This window comes from Nostoc sp. (assembly GCF_036917465.1).
GTDB lineage: Bacteria > Cyanobacteriota > Cyanobacteriia > Cyanobacteriales > Nostocaceae > Nostoc.
On the sequence record NZ_JBALDL010000087.1, the window covers coordinates 99,069 to 122,671 of the forward strand.

The 23,603-nt window shown below is 41.6% G+C and carries 23 protein-coding genes, 1 tRNA gene and 1 pseudogene; 8 read left to right on the forward strand and 17 right to left on the reverse strand.

The genetic code is table 11. The annotated features are described in order from the left end of the window. The 3 genes from V7K38_RS22630 to V7K38_RS22640 are packed head-to-tail and all read right to left on the reverse strand — an operon-like array spanning position 1 to position 3,926. Complete coding sequence (locus V7K38_RS22630; RefSeq protein WP_334860853.1) at positions 1-981, reverse strand: SGNH/GDSL hydrolase family protein; 981 nt, start codon at positions 979-981, stop codon at positions 1-3. A gap of 49 nt (positions 982-1,030) precedes the next feature. Further along, positions 1,031-2,143, reverse strand: coding sequence for a 3-oxoacyl-ACP synthase III family protein (locus V7K38_RS22635; RefSeq protein ID WP_334860855.1), 1,113 nt, complete (start codon positions 2,141-2,143; stop codon positions 1,031-1,033). A gap of 25 nt (positions 2,144-2,168) precedes the next feature. Next, positions 2,169-3,926, reverse strand: a complete 1,758-nt coding sequence (locus V7K38_RS22640; protein WP_334860857.1) for a ScyA-related TPP-binding enzyme — start codon at positions 3,924-3,926, stop codon at positions 2,169-2,171. A 329-nt stretch (positions 3,927-4,255) separates the two neighbouring features. Here V7K38_RS22640 and V7K38_RS22645 point away from each other — a divergent pair, with 329 nt between their 5' ends. Then, positions 4,256-4,960, forward strand: coding sequence for a haloacid dehalogenase type II (locus V7K38_RS22645; RefSeq protein ID WP_334860859.1), 705 nt, complete (start codon positions 4,256-4,258; stop codon positions 4,958-4,960). A 105-nt stretch (positions 4,961-5,065) separates the two neighbouring features. On the opposite strand, the gene V7K38_RS22650 is transcribed toward V7K38_RS22645, so the two are convergent. Beyond that, positions 5,066-5,191, reverse strand: a complete 126-nt coding sequence (locus V7K38_RS22650; protein ID WP_334860861.1) for a hypothetical protein — start codon at positions 5,189-5,191, stop codon at positions 5,066-5,068. 25 nt (positions 5,192-5,216) lie between these two features. On the opposite strand from V7K38_RS22650, the gene V7K38_RS22655 reads away from it, so the two are divergent. Then, the gene (locus V7K38_RS22655) at positions 5,217-6,086 is read left to right on the forward strand and encodes a DUF5895 domain-containing protein (RefSeq protein ID WP_069073730.1); all 870 of its coding nucleotides are present in this window, start codon (positions 5,217-5,219) and stop codon (positions 6,084-6,086) included. Positions 6,087-6,177: 91 nt separating this feature from the next. On the opposite strand, the gene mltA is transcribed toward V7K38_RS22655, so the two are convergent. From mltA to V7K38_RS22675, 4 genes are all read right to left on the reverse strand, one after another. Next, the gene (gene mltA / locus V7K38_RS22660) at positions 6,178-7,446 is read right to left on the reverse strand and encodes a murein transglycosylase A (protein WP_334861045.1); all 1,269 of its coding nucleotides are present in this window, start codon (positions 7,444-7,446) and stop codon (positions 6,178-6,180) included. Between the two features lie 3 nt (positions 7,447-7,449). After that, complete coding sequence (locus V7K38_RS22665; RefSeq protein WP_094344291.1) at positions 7,450-7,704, reverse strand: hypothetical protein; 255 nt, start codon at positions 7,702-7,704, stop codon at positions 7,450-7,452. 287 nt (positions 7,705-7,991) lie between these two features. Then, positions 7,992-8,714, reverse strand: coding sequence for a Uma2 family endonuclease (locus tag V7K38_RS22670; RefSeq protein WP_334860865.1), 723 nt, complete (start codon positions 8,712-8,714; stop codon positions 7,992-7,994). 15 nt (positions 8,715-8,729) lie between these two features. Next, positions 8,730-8,957 (reverse strand): hypothetical protein, encoded by a 228-nt coding sequence (locus V7K38_RS22675; protein WP_334860867.1) that lies wholly within the window; start codon positions 8,955-8,957, stop codon positions 8,730-8,732. On the opposite strand from V7K38_RS22675, the gene V7K38_RS22680 reads away from it, so the two are divergent. Beyond that, entirely contained in the window at positions 8,956-10,335 is a 1,380-nt protein-coding gene (locus V7K38_RS22680; RefSeq protein ID WP_334860869.1) for a serine/threonine-protein kinase, read from the forward strand. The two genes, V7K38_RS22675 and V7K38_RS22680, sit on opposite strands and share 2 nt — an antisense overlap. Positions 10,336-10,377: 42 nt before the next feature. Here the strand turns inward: V7K38_RS22680 and V7K38_RS22685 are convergent, their stop codons facing one another. Further along, a complete protein-coding gene (locus V7K38_RS22685; protein ID WP_334860871.1) occupies positions 10,378-11,292 on the reverse strand; it encodes a Tll0287-like domain-containing protein in 915 nt (304 codons plus the stop codon). Positions 11,293-11,471: 179 nt separating this feature from the next. Here V7K38_RS22685 and V7K38_RS22690 point away from each other — a divergent pair, with 179 nt between their 5' ends. Then, complete coding sequence (locus V7K38_RS22690) at positions 11,472-12,326, forward strand: phosphate/phosphite/phosphonate ABC transporter substrate-binding protein (protein ID WP_334860873.1); 855 nt, start codon at positions 11,472-11,474, stop codon at positions 12,324-12,326. 74 nt (positions 12,327-12,400) lie between these two features. Here V7K38_RS22690 and V7K38_RS22695 read toward each other — a convergent pair whose 3' ends face one another. The 5 genes and pseudogenes from V7K38_RS22695 to V7K38_RS22715 form a co-directional block, all read right to left on the reverse strand. After that, positions 12,401-13,171, reverse strand: coding sequence for a hypothetical protein (locus V7K38_RS22695; protein ID WP_334860875.1), 771 nt, complete (start codon positions 13,169-13,171; stop codon positions 12,401-12,403). Between the two features lie 583 nt (positions 13,172-13,754). Then, on the reverse strand, positions 13,755-16,529 hold the full coding sequence (locus V7K38_RS22700) for a GAF domain-containing protein (protein ID WP_334860877.1): 2,775 nt from the start codon (positions 16,527-16,529) through the stop codon (positions 13,755-13,757). A gap of 920 nt (positions 16,530-17,449) precedes the next feature. Beyond that, complete coding sequence (locus V7K38_RS22705) at positions 17,450-17,920, reverse strand: N-glycosidase (RefSeq protein WP_334860879.1); 471 nt, start codon at positions 17,918-17,920, stop codon at positions 17,450-17,452. Between the two features lie 71 nt (positions 17,921-17,991). Continuing rightward, positions 17,992-18,462 (reverse strand): hypothetical protein, encoded by a 471-nt coding sequence (locus tag V7K38_RS22710; RefSeq protein ID WP_334860881.1) that lies wholly within the window; start codon positions 18,460-18,462, stop codon positions 17,992-17,994. Positions 18,463-18,729: 267 nt separating this feature from the next. After that, positions 18,730-18,954, reverse strand: a pseudogene (locus V7K38_RS22715) (winged helix-turn-helix domain-containing protein); the annotation flags it as partial. On the opposite strand from V7K38_RS22715, the gene V7K38_RS22720 reads away from it, so the two are divergent. Next, on the forward strand, positions 18,872-19,183 hold the full coding sequence (locus V7K38_RS22720) for a hypothetical protein (RefSeq protein ID WP_334861055.1): 312 nt from the start codon (positions 18,872-18,874) through the stop codon (positions 19,181-19,183). The pseudogene V7K38_RS22715 and the gene V7K38_RS22720 sit on opposite strands and share 83 nt — an antisense overlap. A gap of 115 nt (positions 19,184-19,298) precedes the next feature. Further along, the gene (locus tag V7K38_RS22725; RefSeq protein WP_334860883.1) at positions 19,299-19,922 is read left to right on the forward strand and encodes a hypothetical protein; all 624 of its coding nucleotides are present in this window, start codon (positions 19,299-19,301) and stop codon (positions 19,920-19,922) included. A gap of 213 nt (positions 19,923-20,135) precedes the next feature. On the opposite strand, the gene V7K38_RS22730 is transcribed toward V7K38_RS22725, so the two are convergent. From V7K38_RS22730 to hisF, 3 genes are all read right to left on the reverse strand, one after another. Beyond that, positions 20,136-20,208 (reverse strand) — tRNA-Ala (locus V7K38_RS22730). A gap of 93 nt (positions 20,209-20,301) precedes the next feature. Continuing rightward, complete coding sequence (locus V7K38_RS22735; RefSeq protein ID WP_012410736.1) at positions 20,302-20,496, reverse strand: hypothetical protein; 195 nt, start codon at positions 20,494-20,496, stop codon at positions 20,302-20,304. Positions 20,497-20,594: 98 nt separating this feature from the next. Then, on the reverse strand, positions 20,595-21,368 hold the full coding sequence (hisF, locus tag V7K38_RS22740; protein ID WP_334860885.1) for an imidazole glycerol phosphate synthase subunit HisF: 774 nt from the start codon (positions 21,366-21,368) through the stop codon (positions 20,595-20,597). A gap of 215 nt (positions 21,369-21,583) precedes the next feature. Between hisF and ruvB the strand changes: the two genes are divergently transcribed. Both ruvB and V7K38_RS22750 read left to right on the forward strand, forming a co-directional pair. Further along, complete coding sequence (ruvB, locus tag V7K38_RS22745) at positions 21,584-22,684, forward strand: Holliday junction branch migration DNA helicase RuvB (RefSeq protein ID WP_334860888.1); 1,101 nt, start codon at positions 21,584-21,586, stop codon at positions 22,682-22,684. A gap of 112 nt (positions 22,685-22,796) precedes the next feature. Next, positions 22,797-23,594, forward strand: a complete 798-nt coding sequence (locus V7K38_RS22750; protein WP_334860890.1) for a tetratricopeptide repeat protein — start codon at positions 22,797-22,799, stop codon at positions 23,592-23,594. The last annotated feature ends 9 nt before the right edge of the window (positions 23,595-23,603 follow it).

The window sequence follows — 23,603 nt, forward strand, 5'->3', positions numbered from 1 at the left end:
TCAATTAGTTATTTTGCGTTTCAATAGCGAAACTGCACCTAAAATGCTATATGCTAACATTCCTAATCCAGCAGATGCTTCGGGTACTGGTACTGGCTGAAGCGCTGAGAATGCTAATTCTCCAATTAGCTTATGAGCAGTAGTTGTAGGATGCACTCCGTCCCAAAACAAAAATTCTTTAGGGTTACAGGAAACTTGTTGTGTGGGAATATCTATAGGCACTACTGATAAGTCTTCGCTAATACAAGAGTTAGTAACGTTTGTAAAACCGAATTCCTCTGGAGCGGCAATGATCCGATCAAATAGAGAATTAACATTCAGTTCTATAATATTGACATCGGCACTTAATTGTTGGCTCAAAACTTGGAGTTCTGTATTCAAGCTAGAGTTATGTTCGCTGCTAAATGTGCTAAATAAGTTGGAACGTTGATTGGTGAAATTTGCAAAAGGCGATTTTCCCAAATCTGGTAAGTTGACGACCATGATATCTTTAGCGCCATCAGCAACAAGTGATGTCAACGCTGTTGATAAATTTGCCACTGTATTGCTAGGATTTGGCTCACCATCGAAAAAGTAACTTAGGTAGTCATTAGTTCCAGCCCAAATAATATATAGAGCATTAGGATCGGCAGTTTCTGCTGCTACAAAGTTATTTATCTGTTGCTGCAATCCTGGTAAGGTAGCTAAACCAATATTCTCAGTTCCTGTAGTCGCACCACCAAAAGCAAAGTTATTTTTCAGGTTTAATGTTAATCCTAGATCGGAGGCAAGATAATCAACCCAAATTGGGCCATTAGAGAAATGCCCATTATAGTAGGTTGGACTTGGGGGGATAATTCCATTAGTGGCATTAAATACATTCCCGGTATCAGACAAACTGTCTCCAAAGACGTAAATATTGTCATAATCCTTTGCTAATACTTTGAGTGGAAATATCAAAGATAACAGCAAAAATCCTGTTGTTATAATTCGTCTTTGCACGCTTAACTCCTTTATTGATAAAGATGCCAGTAAGAAATTCCGCTCCTTTTTAGAGAGATTTTTCGGCTAATTTAGAGCTTTCAAGAGGATGAGGGGCTAACGCCACATTACCCCAGCGCATTACACTTGCAGAGGCAACACCTGCTGCACCAGAACCATAAATGAGAACTAAGTCATTTTCGTGAATCTTACCCAAATGTGCAGCATGGTACAGATTTGCCACAGTCAGTACTGGCCCTATATTTGCATATAGAGGGTAGAGATCGATCGTGCGCTCTGGGTTAATACCTAGTAGCCGCGTGCAGAAGCGTGTCATCCAAGCAGTAGGGGTATTGAAAAGAAAAAAGTCTATTTGCTCTAACGTTACACCAGCAGATGCGATCGCACCCTCACAACATATAGAAAGAAACTCCGCAGCCGTTTCGCGTAGAGCCTTTGCATCCTTACCAGTCTGTATGCGAAGTCGTGAATTTCCTTGTTCATCCTTTGTCAGATCAGTAGATACCACTTCACACAGCGCCCCTGTATGAACTGTCTTAGTGCCAAGGATACCCTGATTTACTTTGAGTGAACTGACTACAAAGGCTCCAGCCCCATCACCAAGAAACCAAGACACAGTATCTTGCTCGTCACAAACGCGAGAGTACGAACACGAAATAACTACGAGTACATTGCGATACTCTCCCGCTCGTACCAAAGCAGAGGCAGTTTGAAGTACAACTGGTGTACTCCCACAGGTTGCATCAAGATTCCATGCAGCACCCACAAGACCGAGTTTACGGGCAAGAAAGGCGGCATTGCCAAATCCAATTTGTTCCGGCCAAACTGAGGCCACAATCATCAAATCAATATCATTAACTGAAAGTTTAGCTGCATTCAAGGCATCTGTTGCCGCGCGATACTCCAAGGTTAACGAAGACTCCTCATGACTAAGCAGCCAGCGCTCAACAGTACCTCGAAAGGGATCTGAAAGATAAGGCAACATCTCCAGATCAAACTCGTTAAGTGGAGTGCTTCCAGTCAGCGAAAACAGCCTTGCCAGTCCTTTTTGTTCAGTCTGAGCTATTAGCTCAGGGTACTTTTCTATGTAATAGTTATTGGTACGTCTAATAGTTGGAAAACTTAGTGCAACTGAGCTAATACCTACTGGGAAATGCACCATATAAAAAATTCTCTGTTATCTTATCTTAATAGTTGGTAGCGCCCTGTAAAATCAGGCTTAGATTACGACTTTGAGTGGGTGCTATTTGGGTGGGATCTATGATTACATCAACCACAAATGGGCCGTTCGCCGCGATCGCTTTTTCTAGTGCTACTTGAACGTCAGTTTCTTTTTCAACCCGAATACCTTCTGCTCCCATTCCCTGAGCAATCTTGACGAAATCTGCCTGTGGAATTGTTGCATCTACATTATTGAATCCTAGATATGCTATCCCCTGTTCGCAGATGTTATAGTGCCCATCATTGAGTACAATCCAGACGGCAGGAACTTGATATTTTACAGCCGTGTTTACCTCGCTGTTCATCAGCATGGCACCATCTCCGACAATGGCAACAGCCTTGCCATTCCGTGCCAAAGCAGCACCTACTACACCTGTGACAAAATGCCCCATAGAACCAAATCCGTTGCTGATCCGGTAACGATTTGCTGTGGTAAATCGTAGCAGATGAATTACCCAAGCAAAAGAGTTACCTGACTCTGCCATTACCACTGCATCGCTTCTATCAACAATCACTTGTTGAATCACATCCATGAGCAGTTCTGGTCGCACTAGACCAACCGCGCCTGGCTTGATGACATCGCCTTTGAATTGAGGCAGCACTATTGTTTGTGAGCGGCCAGTATTTTCTGGGAAGTTCTTCAACAGACTCTTCAGGAAGATTCTCACATCAGACTGGATGGCGAAAGTCTCAGTAGATGGATATGCAGTTCCCGGTATTTCCGGGTCGATGTCAACATGCAGGAAGCCTTGCCAAGGAATCATCACAGGGTTCCACAATGAGGTAAATTCACCAAGGCGTGTTCCTAGTACTAGGATGTGTCTTGGACGTTGCTCTTTCATGTACCTCAAAACCGACTCATGTCCCCCAAAGCCGGTAACACCTAGAAACTGAGGATGATCTTCAGGAAAAATACCCTTAGCTCGTGGTGAACACATTACGGCAGCCCCTGTTCTTTCAGCAAGCTGGCGAATCTCTTTTGCAGCACCCCGTGCCCCGAAGCCCACCCAGATTGCAAACGGCTCCTCAGAGAGTAAGTGAACACATTTCGCTATTGTCTCCTCACTTACGCTTGCCACAGCCTGAGACAAAGTTACTCGTGGCAAAGATGTATTTACAGAACTTGTCTGGATGTTTACCGGAATGCTGATATGAGCTACAAATCCTCCTGGTTGTCCTATACCAAGAGCAATCCTTCGAGCAACCTCTGGAAGTTCATCGCTGGATTCGAGGGTTGTCGCATAATGGAATATTGTCCCCGAAGTAAAAATACCTGCACTAGGCATAGTGTAGGTGCTAGTTTCTTGACAAGCCCAGCGTCCGCGCTGTGGTGAAGAGGTCGAAGCTGATACGAAAATTACCTTAGCTCCTTCCCAACGGGCAGCTAACAGCCCTGTCAAAGCGTTGGTGATCCCCGGCCCTGTAGTAGTGAATACCACAACTGGGCGATCGCTAGCAAAGTAAGCTTCAATCGCTGCGAAAGCTGCTCCAGCCTCGTGGCGAAAGTGCAGTACCTGCATGGAACTTTGGTGTAATGCAGCCCATATTGGCGCGATCGCGCCTCCCGAAACACCAAAGGCATACTCTACTCCCATCTCTTTTAGCATTTTAACCACTGCCTCTGCTACAGAAGAAGGTCTAGATGGGTGGTTATGAGATTCCTGCTCAGTAGAGTTTAATTTTTCAGTGGTATTTGCTTGTGTATCCTGAAATTTAAGATGCATACAAACTATACTTATTAGGAATAATTTCCCCTGTGAGGTAACATTATCACACACGCTAAACTCAGCAATATTACTTTTTTTTGATAAGTACCATATAAATTTTTTTAGCACTGCTTTACAAAAGCAGTTAGTTAGTAATCTTAAAACGACCCTCACACTTTGCCTTGCCAATCTTTTAGCAGTTGAAAATCTGATATAAAAAATGTCTAGAGACTTTAACAATATGATCTAGCGATGCCTGCGGCGGGCTGCGCCAACGCATCTGGGTTCACCTGTCTTCTAGTTTATGAGAACTGAACACTATAGAATCAAGCCATGAGTATAAAAAGGTGATTAACTTCAATCAGTATAAAACTTTAACTTTTGATTGTTACGGAACCTTGATTGATTGGGAGAACGGCATTTTAGCAGCGCTCAAGCCACTTCTGCTAGCACACAACACTAATTTGGATAACGATCAAATTCTGGAACTTTTTGCTGATTTTGAAGCAGAACTTGAAAAAGGGAATTATATCAAATATCGGGAAGTTTTGAAGAGAGTAGTCGAGAAATTTGGTGAACGACTTGGCTTTGAACCAACTGTCGAGGAACTAAATTCGCTTCCTGATTCGATTCAGCATTGGCTGCCTTTCCCCGATACAGTTGAGGCACTTAAAACCCTCAAGCAAAAGTTTCAGTTGGTAATTATTTCAAATGTCGATGACGATCTCTTTGCTTTCTCGGTAAAGCAGTTGGAGGTGGAATTTGACCAGATAATCACAGCAGAACAGGCAAAAAGTTACAAACCTTCCTTAAACAACTTCAGACTGGCTATTGAGAGAATTGATTTGCCGCTAGAGCAGATATTACATGTTGCTGCTAGTATATATCACGATATCGTTCCAGCCAAATCTCTAGGACTATCGACAGTCTGGGTAAACCGTCGAGCAGAGAAAAAAGGATCTGAAATGACAGAATCAACATTAAGTCAACCTGACTTAGAAGTACCTGATTTAAAGACTCTTGCTGGTTTAAGTTCACCGAAACAATACTGAGCAATCAATGCTAACTGACCAGCACTATTTTGACAAGGATCTGTTGTTACAAAACGAAACAGGGATTGCAACATAGATTGATTCTGCCTTACTCTGGAAAAACTACTATGCCAGTTTGACAGCACGTTCGCCCTTATTTTGAGGGCGACAGGCAAGGGACGGGTGATGCTCGTACCAACGCTTTTCTTCTGGCTCTCCAGGATTCAGCGTTCTGCCGATAAACTTGTTCAATAAAACACTTTGATAGCCTAAAACGATGAAAGCATCTGCTAATTTCGACTTTGAAGACGAGAAATTCAATGCACCGCCTTCTCAAGTCATCCCCTGGTGTCAGATGATTAATCCTCGGTATGGCACAGATGGTATGCAATCCCACGGTTTGGCGATTAAACTAGATAATGCTAATGCTGTCGGCTTTGTGCCAGATGATAATTGGCAGCAGGTAGAGCATGAATTTAGCTCTGGAGTCGAAACAGTCTTTATTACCACTACTCCAAACTTGGTTTTAGTGCGTCGAGGCCCATTGTCTGTCAAAGACCGGGAAAGTGGTCTAAAACTAGGTACGCTCAAAGAGAATTATGATGCTTTTTTAGCAGACAAACTTAAATTTAAAACCTTTACTCGCTATCTAATTTTTATAGTGGGTGAGAATAAAAAGTTTTTACATGAATCACCATTACAACTAACTCTTAATGGTGCTGCTGGAGCAAGTTTCAGCAAAACCTACTGCGAATATCAACAAGGCAAAGTAGTTAGTGGATTCGTTGCTGAACTAGAAAAAGCTTATGCTGTTTACCGCAAGCAACCTTTAACACCAAAAGGCCCTCTATTTCATGCTCATGGGATTTTTTGCCCCATAATTGAGTGTGAAGAAAGAGGTATTGAACCAAATACTGTTCTGGTGGCTTCAACTGTAGACTACAAACATCCGACAGTAGGCACTTTAACCCAATATTTAATTGCTTCGGATTCTCTTGAGTCTGCAATGATTTGCAAGACTTTTGAAGAATACAAAGATTTTGGGAAGGAACCTGTAAAATCAGAAACGCCTAAATTAGCAATGGCAGGAGTTTCTAACTCTTACGTTTATGCGGATGAAGATGATTTTGCTTATCCGCCGTATTAGGTGGGATTGGGGATTGGGGGCTGGGGATTGGGGACTGGGGACTGGGGACTGGGGGGAGATGAATCAATGCCCAATGCCCAATGCCCAATGCCTAATCTTTGAGCAGCAAATAATATAGTGAACCATTACCGCCTGTGATGCCAGCGCGATCGCCTGCTAGTTTACCAGAACCCATAAAATAATCCACCCGTCCCGGGCCTTTGATGGCGCTTCCTGTATCCTGGTCAAGCACATAGCGGCTGACAGTACGCCTCTCTAGTTTGCCACGGCCAGCAGAATAGGGAAATGAATTGTAAATTAGAGCTAGCGCTCCCGGAGGCATGAGAGACTTATCTGTGGCAATAGAACGTTCTGCTGTCACTGGCACATGAATACTACCAGTCGCCGATCTACCGTTTGTTTCTTGGAAGAAAATAAATCGTTCCCAGCGCGGCAGATAATTACTCAACTCATAGGGTTTTTGCCGGAAATAAGCAATCATCCGTGGTAGCGTCAATCCATTTAGTGGCAGTTTGCCATCTTTGGCTAGTTCTTTGCCGATGCTAGTCCAAGGGTAATCAGTTCCACCTGCATAGCCAATTGATGTTGTCTGGCCATTAGTTAATTTAATTTGGGCAGAACCTTGGATATGTACCATGTATGCGTCTAAGCGATCGCGGAACCAAAGCAGTTCTAAACCGCGCAATTTGCTTTTATTCCCTTTTAAACCATCCTTCCCTTCCAAATCAATTCGTTTTGGGTGGGGTTTCGGCCATTGGCTGAAATCAGGTGGTAGCCGATAAAGGGGATATTTATATATTGCAGTCCTGACACGGCTAGCAGTGTAAACAGGTTCATAGTAAGCAGTGAATTTAACAGTACCCTTGCCATCGTTGCCTATAGACTGGTAAAAGACAAACTCACGGCGGACAGAAGCTTGTAGTTGCGCTGCTGACTTAGAACTGACAACTAGTTGGCGGAAACGTAACAAACTCTGGCGGACGCGATCGAGAGTAATTTCCTTGACTGGATAATTTTGATATGCTGCGATCGCATCTTTCTTTGTTAGGTAGATCAAACTGTTGTCAATGGAAGCCAACAACGCATTGCGATCGCCTCCGGTGGACGAAGCACCTCTTTGACCCCAAATTTGATCGTCCCAACCCAAGCAATTCTGCCGGAGCGTACAATCGCTTCCTATGGCGATCGGTTTTAGCGGCGGCGCGATCTCAGGAGTGATTGGTATTGGCACAGGTGAGAGATCGGGAGCAGTCGGTACTGGCAAGGGCAGGAAGTTGGGAACTTGAGCAACAGATGACCAGAGAGGGTTTACAAGGACAACTCCCAAACTCAAGGAAAGGAAAGCAAGGGTTTTTCTCATCATTTAGTTGAATCTTTCAACACTGGAACTAAAAACGGGTTCTACCCGGATTGCCACAATCCGAGAAGGGCGGATTACCATATATTCCCCTTGAATATTTTTGATCGGCACACTAATAAAGTCATTAGAAGCAGATTTTGGCACAAGTTCGCCGCTATACCACTTCTGAAACTCTTGAATAGTAGGAAAACGTACTTCTTCCCGGTGGCCGCTTTCCAGTAGGAGGTAGACGGAATATTCATTTGGAGTTCTAGCCATAAGATTGAATCACTTGAAAAACATTCAACCTATTGTTAACCACATAACCCCCGAATGAAAAGGGTAAGCATACGGGAGCGAGAACAAGGGGAATAAATAACTCCTAACACCTAAGTCTTCACTCTAGACGGCTAATCCTTTAACCAGTTCCTTAAAAAGTGTAAGTTTACATTATTTTGCATAACTCTCCAACCAAACTCTGATAAGTCCTTGATATTGTTGAACAACACTATTCACGAGGCGAAAATAACTCTAGAATTTAATGATATTTATATCTTGGTAGTTAATTAAATTGTATCTGGGTCGATATTTAACTCTCGCAATTTTGCTGCCAAACGTTCTGCTTTTTCAGCTTCCTGTTGTGCCCGTTGTTCTGCCTGTTCTATGCGTTGTTCTGACTCTTGAGCCGTTTCTTCAGGTGTTGGGACTAATTGACCATCTGGTGTAAAAAACCGCAATACTCCCTGATAAATTCCCAGATATAAACCTAGCTGCTTACTCCACAAATGTCCTTGTTCGGAAGCTTGTAGAGGTTGATACTCTCCATCTACTAAATGAAATCCGGCAAATTCTAATGTATATGGGTCAAACCAAAAATAATCGGGTGTGCGGAAAGTATTTTGATAAATTTCTTTTTTTAAACCTTTGTCAGTATTAGCTGTGGAGTTAGATAAAATTTCGAGAATTACATTAGGATATTTGCCATCTTCTTCCCACACTACCCAACTTTTACGGGTTTTGCGTTCAGTTCCCAGTACTACAAAAAAGTCTGGGCCCCGAAACTTTTCTGATTTGCGTTGGCGTGGACTGTAGTAGATAGTCAGATTTCCCGCCGAGTAGAAATCATTTCTATCTCGCCATAGCCATTCCAGACATTGCAAAAGTAGGATTATTTGTCGCAGATGCAGTTCACTTTCCAAGGGAGGCTCGTCACTAAATAAATCACCAGGAGGAAATATAACATCTTCGCAGATGCCTGTTTCGGAATCTAATTCTTGGGCGATTGTCATAGAATTGATAGGGCATCAAATAGTTAATACTAATGTACCACAGGGATGCAGGGCGCGGCGAAGGAGCGATCGCAGTATTAATTCCTCTAACAATTTTTTCTCTGCTTCCTGAACTGACTCACAAAATTCAAAATTTATCTCATCCAAATTATTTAAAAAGTTTGGTAATTCTAAAATACAAACCTTGCCAAAGCTGGCAGTTGTGCCAAGATTAATTTTAGGACTTAAGGCAAGTGACACCATGTTAGGACAATTATTAGACGGACGTTACCAAGTCCTCCAGGTCTTAGGTGGAGGTGGATTTGGTCAAACTTATATAGCCCAAGATACCCATCGGCCAGGTTTCCCGAAATGCGTTGTCAAACATCTTAAGCCCGTCACTCGTAGCCCTGAATTTCTCGAAACTGCTAGACGGCTATTTACTAATGAGGCAGAAACACTAGAGCAACTAGGCAACCATGACCAAATCCCTCGGCTTTTAGCCTATTTTGAAGACAACCAAGAGTTCTTCTTGGTGCAAGAGTTCATTGAGGGGCATACCCTGAAAGCGGAACTCTTACCCAATCAACTTTGGACAGAAGACCAAGTAATTCAGCTTCTCCAACAGATGTTGGGTATTCTGCAATTTATTCACAGCCACAACGTTATCCATCGAGATATCAAACCAGACAATATAATTAGGCGGCAGCAAGACGGCAAGTTAGTGCTAATTGATTTTGGCGCAGTTAAACAAGTGCAAACTCAACTGCTTACAGTTTCAGGGCGTACGGGAGCTACTATTATCATCGGTACTCCAGGATATATGTCTACAGAACAAGGGCAAGGTAAGCCGCGTCCCAACAGTGATATTTATTCTTTGGGTATTATTTGCATTCAATCGCTGACAGGGTTACATCCTATAAATTTTGAGGAAGATATAGATAGTGGTGAGATTTCTTGGGAACATCAGGCTAAAGTTAGTTCTGAGTTGGCATCTGTGTTATCTAAGATGGTGTTACACCACTTTAAACAGCGCTATCAGTCTGCGGCTGAAGTTCTACAAGTGCTTAAGCTTCTGGATACAAGAGTAAAAGCGCAATCATTTCAATCACCATCTTTTACACAACCGCTTCAAGCTTCACTTTCTCCACAAAACTCAATTGGGCATTCGCCTGCTGTTATGCTGTCTGCGGAAAATTACAGCCGCTTAGAAACAATTCTTTTGGAATTTATTGGCCCTGTTGCTTCAAGGTTACTACAGCAAGTTACGGCATCAGCGCCCAATTTGGAAGAATTAATTAGTCGATTAGCCCTTCATCTTCGAGAAAATCAACAAATTGATTTTCAGAAAAAAACAATATTTCTACTAGAGAAACCTACTCAACTACAAGAAATTACTGTTAAATCTGAAGTTAAGTCTAATAATCTAGCAAGCGAAAAATCTCAAGTAATCACCGAGCGCTTTCTGCATCAGTGTGAGCGCGAATTGGCTGATTTAATTGGCCCAATAGCTAAGTTTCTAGTCCAAAAAGCTGTTAAATCTTCTGGACAAATTTCCCGTGCAGAATTTGTGAAAATTCTAGCATCACAAATCCCCGAACCTCAAAAAGGTTTGCAATTTCAGCAACGCCTACTTTCTTGATTTATTAAATATTGCGTTTTTGTTTCCAAAAATTACGAATTATCAGTTTTGGTTATTCAACATCTCCATAGCTATTTTCAAGCTGGCTTTCATCCGATTAAATGCTTCTGCTAGCCCGCCAATTTCATCATTAGAGCTTTCTTCAAAATCAGCGCTCATATCACCAATGCTAACTTTTTGGGCTATCTTCTCTATTTTCCTGATGCGCTGAATCACATATTTTTTGATTAAAAAGTTAATTAAGAAAACTACGATTGCAAAAATAGTAATTAAAAGTCCCATAATTAAAATCCAAGTCCGTTTGGCATTGGCAAAAATCTCTTGGGAAGGAACAGAGATGATTTGAGCAGAAACAATCTGATTGAGTTGCCAGCCAAAACCATTTTCTGAGCCATAAGTTACCAACTGACTCTTAGGAGCCTGATCTGGTGTAGAATGACATCGCAGACATTTCTGTTGTGTAATCTTTAGTGGTCGCGCTATGTAAAATACTTCGCCTTCTGACAAGTTGCGAAAGCCTGTAATTTCTTCAGTTTTGGAGTCGTTGCGAAAACGTTCTACAAGTTGAGTTTCAAAACTATCAGCTTTATCTGCTAAATTTGTTGGATTAAGTGTTGCATCTTTATGAAAAAAGTTTTTAAATTCAGGTTTTTTACGAAAATTCTCAAACACTTCTTTAGAAGAAAAAGTTGGTACAACTTCAGGCATGAATGTTGGATTAGTGTCTAATCTAGGTTCTAATAGAGGAACTATACGATTTTGTGTATAATCTCTAACTGCGTTCACCATTTGGATGAGAATCTGCGCTTGAGAAGTTACTTCATTTTGCGCTCTCCCCTGAAGTACACTGGATAAGGCAACGCCACTTCCCACAATACTGACTATGAAAACTAATATTAAAAGCAAGTTAAATTTAGCACCTATTTTTAAGTTTTTTAACGTAATGTTGTTTAACATAACCTAAGCAAGGAAGGTAGTATCTGAGTTTGTCTAATATTTATTTATACCTGTTAGAAAGCATCTCAACAATATTTAAATAAATATTAATTTTTGTTGCAATATAACCTATTTAGGCAGCAGTCAAACTTATCTCGATTAGTCCTGAAAACTAAGTTATTTACTTAAGCATAATTACGATGTCTTTGCGATTTTCCCGGCGTTTATTTCTGTTTCATCTGCTAGGTTTTACATTTGCTGCCTGCAAACCAAAAAATGACTTTGAGGGTGCGTTAACTGTTGGCGTTATCAACTATGGTGGAGGCGAACAGATAATTAATCAATATGCTAAATTTAATAATTATTTGGGCGAAAAAACTAACTCATATATTCAGCTAGAGCCTGTTTTTAATGAAAATAGAGCGGTTGAGCGCCTTGACGCTCGTGCTTGGTCATTGGTATTTGCTCCACCGGGTTTAGCGGCTATTGCGATCGCACGTCACCAATATTCTCCCCTGTTTCCTTTAATAGGTATCAGTAATTTGCGCTCAATCTTCGTTGTTCGCAAAGACAGTCCAATCACTCAATTGAAAGAACTTCAAGGTAAAACACTGGCTTTAGGCCAGTTAGGCTCTGCAACAGGATATTATTTCCCTCTTTATAATCTTTATGGTACAACGCTAGCTGAGATCCTATTTGCACCCACACCCAAAGCCGCGCTAGACTTTGTGGCTCAAGGAAAAGCGATCGCCTGTGCTGTCTCAGAGGCAGAATTGTCTCTCTACGCTTCACAGTTAGCCCCTACCGAATTCCGCATACTATTTAAAGACCCTCATTATGTACCATTAGGCGTGGTTTTGATTGGGCCGAATATAGAACGTAACCGTCAAGAGTTTATCCGTAAAGTCATGAGTGATGCGCCTTCAGGTTTAGCTCAAGAAGTTGGGTATGTAGCCAATGGACAAGTACCAGATTACAAATACATGATTTCTGTGGTCGATCGGGTAAGCTCGATTACTTCTAAGCTGCAAAAGAAACCTGTCCAACTATTTTGATTTACATCAGCGACAAGGTAAAAGGGAAAAAGAATTTATCTACGATTATTAACTTTTTACTGTTTACTGATTGCTCAATAAAACAATTTAAATCGGGCTAGCTGGTTCTGAATTGTTCCTGTGAGGATTTTATTTAGTTCTGTGGTGTCTTGAAATTGCAAAATTTGCTGTGTGGGTAAGTCGAAGGGAAATTGCCCTTCAATGTCTGGACGTTGCATTTGCGCTAGTACAATCTGTTCAGATCGCTTACTTTGGATGGCATAGCCAATCTCAATACAGACATTGGGACTGGGAATTAGTTGGGGGGTTTCTTTACCGTCAATACTAGCGATAGGTGTGGTGTCAGCGATAAACAACAAACTCCTACGGATTTTTCGCATAATCGTGCGGTTAATGCGGACGGCCGCACCACTGGGACGAGAGGATTCTACTAATGTTAGAGGAAGGCGCGATCGCAAGTTTAAACTTTCCAAACTTTTTCGTAGTTCTTCTCTTAAAGCATTCGTCGCTGCCACATACTCAGTTTGATAGGATAAAAAAATCGTTGGTTCTAACTGAGCCAACAATGCTTGTTTGGTAAAATAAATTTCGTGACTAATTAAGTCAATGTTGGCGACGCAATAGCCACCACTACCTTCAATATAAAATTCAATATTTTCCCCTTCTAGATAGCGCCCAAACCAAGTTGATTTCTTAACTTCGTCGCTTTCTTCCAAAAAGTCTGCTCGCAATGCCGATCTCAACAGGCTTTTTTTGCTTAAGCGAATGTCTGGCGGACGTTTTTCCAGTTCTGGAATCGGCTCGTAATCTTGTAGATACCACGCTCTGAGCGCAATAATTGACATAAGGCGCTATTTAAACTATTTTTCACTATTTAACTTAGTATAATCTAACACCAATATAAGCCTATATCTTAGATTTCTCTTTAAACACAACAACACCCAAACCTCTAGTCGCTGAACTATCTTCTCTCGTTGTTTATCAGATACAGGGATGTACTAACTTTCATTACTTGTGTAAACAAGTTATGAAAACTAGTTACAGCGCCCCCTAGTCTTCCACATTTGAGGAAATAGCAGTTTTCGTGTTGGGTGTTGCTGTGTTTTGACGAGACAGATGTAAGTTAAACAGCGTCTTTTACCTCTTACTATGATTCCAAATGCAGCTGTTATATCTGCCAGGTAAGCTTGTTTCTTAGCTTCAATTTTTAGATTATCACTTCTAAATGGGAGGTATTTTTTTTGCAACGAAACTTTACTTTTAAAGTATTTGTAATTACAGTAACGGGATAATTTCTAAATCTTTTGTGTAGTCTATTTTAAATAAAATATCATCACCCTTTTGGATGAATAAAATAATTACTAATTGAGATTTTAAGTTTTGAAACTAACATTCTGAAAATAAGGTAGAAAATTGTTCCTTCTACTTTTAGCGATCTATTTTAGCTGGAGGTTTGACAGGAATTTCAATCCAGAACTCTGTACCTTTGCCAGGTTCTGAAATGCATTCCATTATTCCACCATGTTTTTCGACAATAATCTGATAGCTGATTGCTAATCCGAGTCCTGTACCCTTACCCACAGATTTGGTAGTAAAAAACGGGTCAAAAATTCGCTTTTTCACTTCTAGAGTCATTCCAGGGCCATTGTCACTAATCCGAATCAATAAACGAGAGTTATCTGTTGAGATTCTAGTGGAAATGTGGATAGTAGGCATTGAGTATGGCTTATCCTTTTTATCTTCCTTGTTCTCATTCACTATTCCCCAGTTACCAGCCCCCATTCCCCATTCCCCATTCCCCATTTCTAAAGCATCGATGGCATTGCTGAAAATATTCATGAATACCTGATTCATTTGACCAGCATAGCATTCTACCATTGGGATATTGCCATAATCTTTGATTACCTGAATGCCTGGAAATGCGCCCTTTGATGTCAGTTGATATTGCAAAATTAATAAGGTGTTGTCAATACCTTCATGCAAGTCAACGCGCTTGTTTTCAGCCTCATCCAAGCGAGAAAAATTGCGTAACGATAGCACTATTGAACGGATGCGATCGCTTCCTACTTGCATTGAGGTAATGATTCTTGGGAGGTCTTCTATTAAAAATTCAAAATCAATTGAAGCGATCGCATCGCTAATTTCACTATGAGGATCGGGATAGTGTAGCTGGTAGAGGCGTAAAATTTCTAGTAATTGTTCGATGTAGTCACTGGTGTGGCAGAGATTACCGTAGATAAAGTTAACAGGATTGTTGATTTCGTGGGCGATACCGGCCACTAACTGTCCTAAGCCAAACATTTTTTCGGTTTGAACCAATCTTGTCTGTGTTTCTTGCAATTTATGTAGAGTGTGCTCTAACTGTGCAGCTTGATTTCTGGCTTCAGTTTCGGCATTATAGGTTTGTTCGTAGAGTTGTGCTTGTTGAATAGCGATCGCAGCCTGATCTCCTAACTGTTGCAATAAATCAATTTCTGCATCCTGCCAAGTTCTGGGAGCGCTACATTCATGGACAATTAGTAAGCCCCATACTTCTATACCTATATTAATCGGAACTGTTAAGCTTGCTTGAATTTGCAGATTTTGTAAAAACTCTCGATGACAATCACTTAAAGAATCGGTTGAAACGTTGTTCAGTGACCGTATCCTACCCTTAGAGTATAAATGTTTATAGTCATTAGGAAAGCATTCCAGTGGTGCATTCAGTCCCAAAACTGACTGCCAACTGCCATTAATCTCTTCCACAATGACCGATTTACTGCTCAGTTGGAAAATCACCACGCGGTCTGAATTTAGCAGTGGGCGAACTTCCCGGACAATAGTTTGCAGGGTTGTCTGCAAGTCTAACGTGCGGCGAATCTGCTCTGTGATTTGCTTGATTACCTTGGTGATTAGTAATGATTTTTCGAGTTCAGCAGTTTTTTCTTGCACCCGCAGTTCTAAGTTGCCATTCAGGACTTGTACCTCTTTATACATTTGCTGCTGCTGAATTGCCATTGAAAAATGATCGTACAAGGCTTGGGCCAATGCCATATCTTCCGGCTTCCACTCAGGCGCTTGCCCCTTTTTTTGTTCTCGCCAAACTTCAAAGGAAAGCTGGGGTAACAGTTGTCGCCGATTCGCGTCACATCGTCCCGCCCACAATATCTCGGTTTCAAATTCAGCGCGAAAAATGCTTAATACACCGATAAATTTTTCTCGGTAATGTAGGGGAATGACCATCAGTCCGCGAATTTGAGTAGAACGGAATGCTAAAGCCAAAACTCGCAAATGCGGTTCTTTATAGAGGTCAGAACTTGCCCAAATATTACCTGGTTTACACTCAAGCATCCACTTTTGCCATGTAGGATGCTGTTCAATAATGCTGTTATCTAATTCGTAGGGTAGTGTGGGTTGATCGCCCCAGGTGTATAGTTCCCGACTCTGTTCAATATAAAGCCTGCCACCTACTCCACTAAATGCGCTAATAACTTCTTCTATAGCTGCCTGCAATTCAACTGTTGGTAGTTTATGCAATAGTGTGGTGACTCTGTTAACAATTGCTTCTCGCTTTTGCTGGTTAAGGGCTTCGGTGAGTAGATTACTTTGAGCGATCGCGATCGCAACCTGATCGGCAACTTGCTGCAATACTTTTATTTCCCGCTTCAAAATCTTTCGCGGTTCGGTGTGGTGAGATACCAACAATCCCCACAATTTAGGCTTTGCCAATTGTTCTTGTGGATCGCAATCTAAAATTGGCACTACTAAGGAAGATTGCACCCCCATTGCCTTCAAGTATTGAATATGACATGGATCTACTTGCCGATAGTGGATATTAGTTTGTAGGCGTTTGCCAGTTTCTGTTGATTGTATAGGTGATAGCCCGATTTTCTCGTTTGCGACATCGACAATCGAACGTTGCCCCACTAACAAAAACATCTCTCTGACCGCTTTGGGGATATCATGAACTGGGAAGCGCAACCCCAACAAGGATGGCAAACGCTGGTCATGAATAGATTCAGCGATGACTTCACCACTACCATCAGTATCAAACCGATATACTTTAACTCGATCTGCACGTAAAAATAACCGTACTTCTGTAACCGTAGTTGTTAATATTTCTGGAAGATTGAGCGATCGCCTAATCTGTTTGATCATCCGATGCAGCAAGCTTTCTTGGTCTGAGTTTTGCTGTAACGGGTTTGATTTCTCGATAGATGTCATTGCTTATATACAGTATGACTGAAGTATAGTTTTTTTATAAGTTGTCCCTAATGATAAATTTCAACTGCCAATGCCTTGATTTTCATTCCATTTTCAATAAATTCTTGCTATAAATGTTTTGCCATAAGCATACATTTATTGCAAATATTTTTAGAAAGAGATCAGAGGATATTTGAAAACTATTAGATATTTTGTTTGATATCCCTAGTACAGCACGGCGTAAATAAACTACCCATTCCAAATCAATAGAACGCTCACCCTGTATTCATTTTGAATTTTGAATTTTGAATTCCGCCTTGCGCTACTAGTCCTTAAAAAGTTGATTTAGGAAGATATCAAACCGCTTGCTAGATCAGTCGTCACTTTTCCAACATCCTCTCAAGTAGACAATAAAGAAAAATTTAATCATTGACACCTTATTGATTTTATATTCTCACTCAGTAAATTATTTCAGTATTATTACTTAAATAGTGCCTTCGTCATCGCCTAAAACTAAAAATATTTTTTACAATTTTTGCCCTGGAAGATTCCCCAAAAATCCACTAGTTTAGTTTTCCTTAAAAGCTATATATTAGCCGGATATTTTTTAAGATTTGCAATAGCGATCGCGATCGCAAATTGCGAAGCCTTAAATCTACATCGTCTATTCTCAATCTTGTGAATTTTATCGATAGAATAATGGCTAATTTATGAAAATAGCCAGTTTTTAAAGCATTTAAAATCTTACTAAATAATGGTTTTGATTATCATATAAATAATAACTATAAGGCTATTTTTTCTTTATAGATATGGTTAATTAGGTTGAATTTTGAACCGAATTATATTGAATTAGTGACGAATTTTCAATAATTTTAAGTGTAAATTGTCCTATTCTCCGTTTAATTGCTGATTTTATGTTGAATGTAACTATTTTGATGAAATTATTCGTGAATTCCCGTTAAAGATAGTAAATTACGGATTTCTTCACGTACACTCATGAGAGTTTTACCAAGATAGTTTTGACCGGCTTTATTAGCACCACAGCCCCAAAAAGAATCGGTTGGGGAGTTTTCGACCAAAAGCTCATCACCTGTCTTCAGTAGAACTTCTCTAATATCAGCATGAGTAAGAAACTTTTTAAGTACAGCTTCTCGCATAATTTGCGTTTTGACTAAATCCCAGTCTTTACGAAGTTGGCGAGTGCTACATCTTCCCAAAGCGGCAGCCTCTTCTGGGGTGGCGACGGCATGGATAAGGCGTATAATTGCCGCATCTTTGCTGCCAACAAACTTTTGCGCTTGATAATAATGCTCAACCGTTGCCCAGTAAGTACCCTGGATGTGGATTTCGTGAGCAGAAAAGTTAGAAAAACAGCCATAAGGCTGCCAAACCTTATAAAAGTAAATAGTCATTTGAAAATTGCTCTTTCATATATAGCAATCCTATTTGATTTGTGAGAATTACAACCCAAAACCGAACTTATCTAAATTCTGTCACTTCGTTGAGATGGGCGTGGACGAAGAAAGGGTGGCGGTGGTTCTGTCTGCGGGGATGGTGAGAAAGGTATCAACTTAAGACGCTCAAGTAGCAGACGATTCACCTCAACGTCGGCAGATAGGGAGTTTGATTGATAAACTATGTTCCCGTTTGCATCAATCACCAGTAGGGCAATGGGGGTTTTTGTATTGGTTCCGAAGGCATCAGATAATGAGTCTTCGTAAAATTTCCATCGTGAGGGTTGGTTTTGTTTGCGTAGAAGTTCAGAAAGTTCCTCCAGTCGTGGCAAGTTTGGAGTTGCCCCCATCAAGTGATTTAACAGTTCTGCATCAAGACGGCTGATTTTAGCATTGTAAATTTGAAACCAGGAGACTGCACCAAACCCTACTAATGTGGTTCCAGCTAGAGCCGCAGACAATAGGGCAATTCGCAGCCGAAAGGAAGGGAACTTTATCATAATTACTAATTCGTAATTCGTAATTCGTAATTAAATTAAGGATTGATATCAAATCTGTTTGTATTGGAATTATTCCTCAGCGTCTCTGCGGTTTTGTAATCATTCAAATGCTACTGGATTTTATATGATACTCCCATTTATATAAACGGCTTGTATGTTTGTCGAGGTTTAAATCCTCCTCACAAAACACAATTACGAATTACGAATTGTTTAAGAGCTAGACTCTGGTTTGCGAAACCGATATCCAACCCCTCGAATGCTTTCAATTCAGACTGCTTCATTAATGGGGTCAATTTTTTTACGAATTCGCTGGATACAAACATCTACGACGTTGGTGTTGGGGTTAAAGTCATAGCCCCGAACATGCTCCAGAATTTGGGTGCGAGTGAAAACCCGTCCGGGAGAGCGCATGAGATACTCCAAAAGATTAAACTCGCGGGAGGTGAGTTCTATCGCCTGGCGATCGCAAGTGACTTCTCTGGTGATGCGATCGTTGATTGGTACATTCGGTTTTGTTACACCCAATCAGGCTTATGCTGCTAATCCATCCAATCGGAATGCCCAGATTTCTCAACAGCCTCAAAGACCAGAAATATCTGATAAAAAGCCACAGGTTAGACATTCTAAACCCCGTCTAAATCAGAAAAAACATCCTCACCAACATCCCCAAAATCATAATCAGGACGCGGTTCAAAATCGTGTAGAACGCAATAACCGTTAATTGCAGCCCCCTTTCTTCTTTAAAATTACAAAATTATAATTTACAACCAGGGTAAACTGTAATTTGGGTTCGGTTGAATCAGAAATGTAAACGATCTATCTTTAGGAAAACGAGCATGAATATTCGTAAAATACTAGTTGCAACAGCAATTCCAGTTCTGGTTGGCACATTTGGTTTTATTTCACTCAATCAGGCTTATGCCGCTAATCAATTCCCTCAAATTGCACAGGCGCAACAACCGCCTAACCAACCACCAGAGGGAGAACAGCGCCCACCTCGTCCTGATTTTGCGGCGGCTGCGGCGAAATTAGGAGTTACTGAGCAACAGTTAAAGAATGCCTTGGGAGTCCCTGCTAATCCTCCAAGCGGCGATCGCAATCAGCAGCGCCCACCCCGTCCTAACTTTGCAGCAGCTGCGACAAAGTTAGGAGTTACTGAACAACAGTTAAAGAATGCCTTGGGAGTCCCTGCTAATTCTCCAACAGGCGATCGCAATCAGCGTCTACCCCGTCCTGATTTTGCAGCAGCTGCGACAAAGTTAGGAGTTACTGAACAACAGTTAAAGAATGCCTTGGGAGTCCCTGCTAATCCTCCAACAGGCGATCGCAATCAGCGTCCACCTCGTCCTGATTTTGCAGCAGCTGCGGCAAAGTTAGGAGTTACTGAACAACAGTTAAAGAATGCCTTGGGAGTCCCTGCTAATCCTCCAAAAGGCGATCGTCCTAACCCAGTAAAATAGCTGAAAATTAATATCCAACTATTTATTGTAGGATGGGTGTCTCGCCACCCCGCAAGCGGGGTGGGGTTCTTTGGGTTTAATAAGTAATCAAGCGGACATGATATGTGTCGTGCATTTAATTTCCACAACTAGCGATCGCCTCAATAGTTTTGAGCAAGCAGCTTATACAACAATACATGACACACTTCTTAACGTGCTTTGGAGTGATAGTAATGGAGCTAAGCGGATTCGAACCGCTGACCCCCTCAATGCCATTGAGGTGCGCTACCAACTGCGCTATAACCCCTTGAAATCCATTATATACAATGGCTTAATTGTTAGTATTTTGTCAAGCTTTTATGGAAACTAAATTTTAAATATCTCCTCTACAACTCAGGCATTACAACGAGACTTGCAACAAATAGGTCATACAATGCCCCATTAAAAAGTAAACTACTAACATAGCAGCAGCAGCCAGAGCAACCAATGTACCAGCCAACATTAGAGAAAATTCTTTACTCTCGTAGGCTTTTTCCATTAAGTGCAGCGACCACGCTACCAGAGCTACATCAAAAAGTAAAATAGGAAGCAACATATTTTTAATATTTGTTAATACTTGTAAAATAATATTAACACCCTTTTTGAGAAGTGCGTCTAACTTCAGATAGATGCCATTCGCTAGAAAATTGTGGATCAAAATAACGTTCTTACTGGCACATTGCGATCGCGCAAATAATTTTTGATTTCTGCTACGGTTAATTGTCCGTAATGTAATAGAGATGCCAGTAATGCTGCTTCAGCCTTGCCTTCGGTTAGAGCGGTGTAGATATGTTCACAATTACCTGCACCACCAGAAGCAATAACTGGAATTTCTACAGCGTTTGCAATAGCCCGTGTGATCTCGATGTCATACCCGGCTTGGGTTCCATCAGCATCCATACTTGTTACTAGAAGTTCTCCAGCCCCGCGCTTTTCAACTTCCTGTGCCCACAATAGGGCATCTAAGCCTGTATTTTCTCTGCCACCCCGCACATACACATCCCACCCTGGATTTTCCGGGTTATTTCTGCGTCTGGCATCAATAGCAACAACTATGCACTGATTACCAAAGCGATCGCTAGCTCGATTAATTAAGTCTGGATCACGCACCGCCGCAGAATTAATACTAACCTTATCTGCGCCGGCTCGTAACAAAGCTTTAACATTTTCTAAGGATTGAATGCCACCCCCCACAGTCAATGGAATAAAGACCTGTTCAGCAGTCCGGTAGACGACATCCAAAATAGTAGCTCGATCTTCATGAGTAGCTGTAATATCCAGAAATACTAACTCATCAGCACCGGCTTCGTTGTAAACCTTGGCCAACTCCACTGGATCGCCCGCATCTTGGAGATTGACAAAGTTAACTCCTTTTACAACCCGTCCCGCGTTCACATCTAAGCACGGTAAGATTCTTTTAGATAACATAATAACTTTTGTACTTCTGGATAATTGACCGGAATTTAAATTTTAAATTGGCGTGGGTATTTCCAAACGAAAATTTTTACGGGAATTGGGCATTGGGCATTGGGCATTGGTTATTCTCCTCTGCCCCTTTGCCCCTCTGCTTCCCCACTCCCTACTCCCCATTCCCTACTCCCCATTCCCTACTCCCTAGTCCCTTAAAAGTAGATAGCTGAATTATGGCGATAATCTCCTCGAAAAAACAGCCTCCAGAATCCAACGGAGAACCAAAGCAGCGTCGAGAGTCGGCGAAAGCACCATCCACAGAAAATATTTTGAAGCCTGAAGCTGCTATTGATGAGCAAGAACAGCAGGAAGAAGGGATTCGACCACACCGATTTGCCGATTACATTGGGCAAAAAGATTTAAAGGATGTGCTAGATATTGCCATTAAAGCAGCTAAGTCTCGTGGTGAGGTACTGGATCACTTACTGCTGTATGGGCCGCCGGGATTGGGCAAAACCACAATGGCAATGATTTTAGCATCGGAGATGGGGGTAAATTACAAAATTACCAGTGCGCCAGCGCTAGAACGGCCACGGGATATTGTCGGGCTACTGGTGAACATGAAACCAGGGGATATTTTATTTGTGGATGAAATTCATCGCCTCTCGCGGATGACGGAGGAAATTCTCTATCCCGCAATGGAAGATTATCGCTTAGATATTACTATTGGTAAGGGTTCCAGCGCTCGAATCAGAAGTCTGCCACTGTCAAAATTTACCCTTGTGGGAGCTACAACCCGTGTGGGTGCTTTAACTTCACCACTGCGCGATCGCTTCGGCTTAATTCAAAAACTCCGATTTTATGAAGTTGACGAACTGACTAAGATTGTACTGCGAACCGCTCAATTACTCAAAACCCCTGTTACAGAAGATGGTGCTACAGAAATTGCCCGTCGTTCACGCGGAACTCCACGGATTGCGAATAGATTACTTAAAAGAGTCCGGGATTATGCGGAAGTAAAAGTATCTGGTGAGATTAATGAAAGCATTGCATCTGAAGCATTGCAACTATTCCAAGTAGATCCCTGCGGTTTAGATTGGACAGACCGCCAGATGCTAAGTGTGATAATTGAACAATTTAACGGTGGGCCAGTGGGGTTAGAAACAATGGCAGCCGCGACGGGTGAAGATACTCAGACAATTGAAGAGGTATATGAACCTTACCTGATGCAGATTGGGTATTTAACTCGGACTCATCGCGGGAGAATGGCGACAAAGGCAGCATATAAGCATTTGGGATTCACGCCGCCTAATGAACAGTTGTCATTATTGTAATTATGGATATTGGGCATTGGGCATAGGTTATTAATTCTTCTCCTCTGCTTCCTCTGTCTCCTGCTCCCTGCCCTTTGCTCCCCATCTTCAAAATAGATACAGGTAAACCTAGATGATTAAGTTGATTGGTATTTTTCTCAGTCTGTTAATCGTGCTTGGCTGGGGTACTCCAGTCATGGCGCAATCTCATATTACTCAAGAACAGTTAAAACAAGGCGATGAGTGGGCAAATCAAGCGTTTGCAGCGACAAATCAAGGTGATTTTGCTAGGGCTGAAACTTACTGGACAAAGATTATTGAGCAATTTCCGACGAATGCGGGGGCGTGGAGTAATCGGGGAAATTCGCGGGTGAGTCAGAATAAGTTACAAGCGGCATTGGCAGATTATAACAAAGCCATAGAACTAGCACCAAATGTCACCGATCCATATTTGAATCGGGGGGCGGCGTTGGAAGGGTTAGGAAAATGGGACGATGCGATCGCAGATTATAATCATGTCTTAGAACTAGATCCTAATGATGCGATGGCGTATAACAATCGCGGAAATGCCAAAACAGGTTTAGGAAAGTGGGAAGATGCGATCGCAGATTACAAAAAATCTAACGAGATAGCCCCAAATTTTGCCTTCGCCCGTGCTAACTACGCCCTCGCTCTTTATGAAACTGGTCAAAAAGAGCAAGCAATCCGCGAGATGCGAAATATTGTCCGTAAATATCCCAGGTTTGCTGATGTGCGTGCCGCCCTCACAGCTGCATATTGGGTAAATGGAGAACAAGGTGAAGCCGAGAGTAACTGGGTAGCAGCTTATGGACTAGATAGCCGTTACAAGGATATTAACTGGGTAACAAATATCCGCCGTTGGCCACCCAGCATGGTATTAGCTTTAGATAAGTTCTTAAAAATCAAATAATAGAGGCAT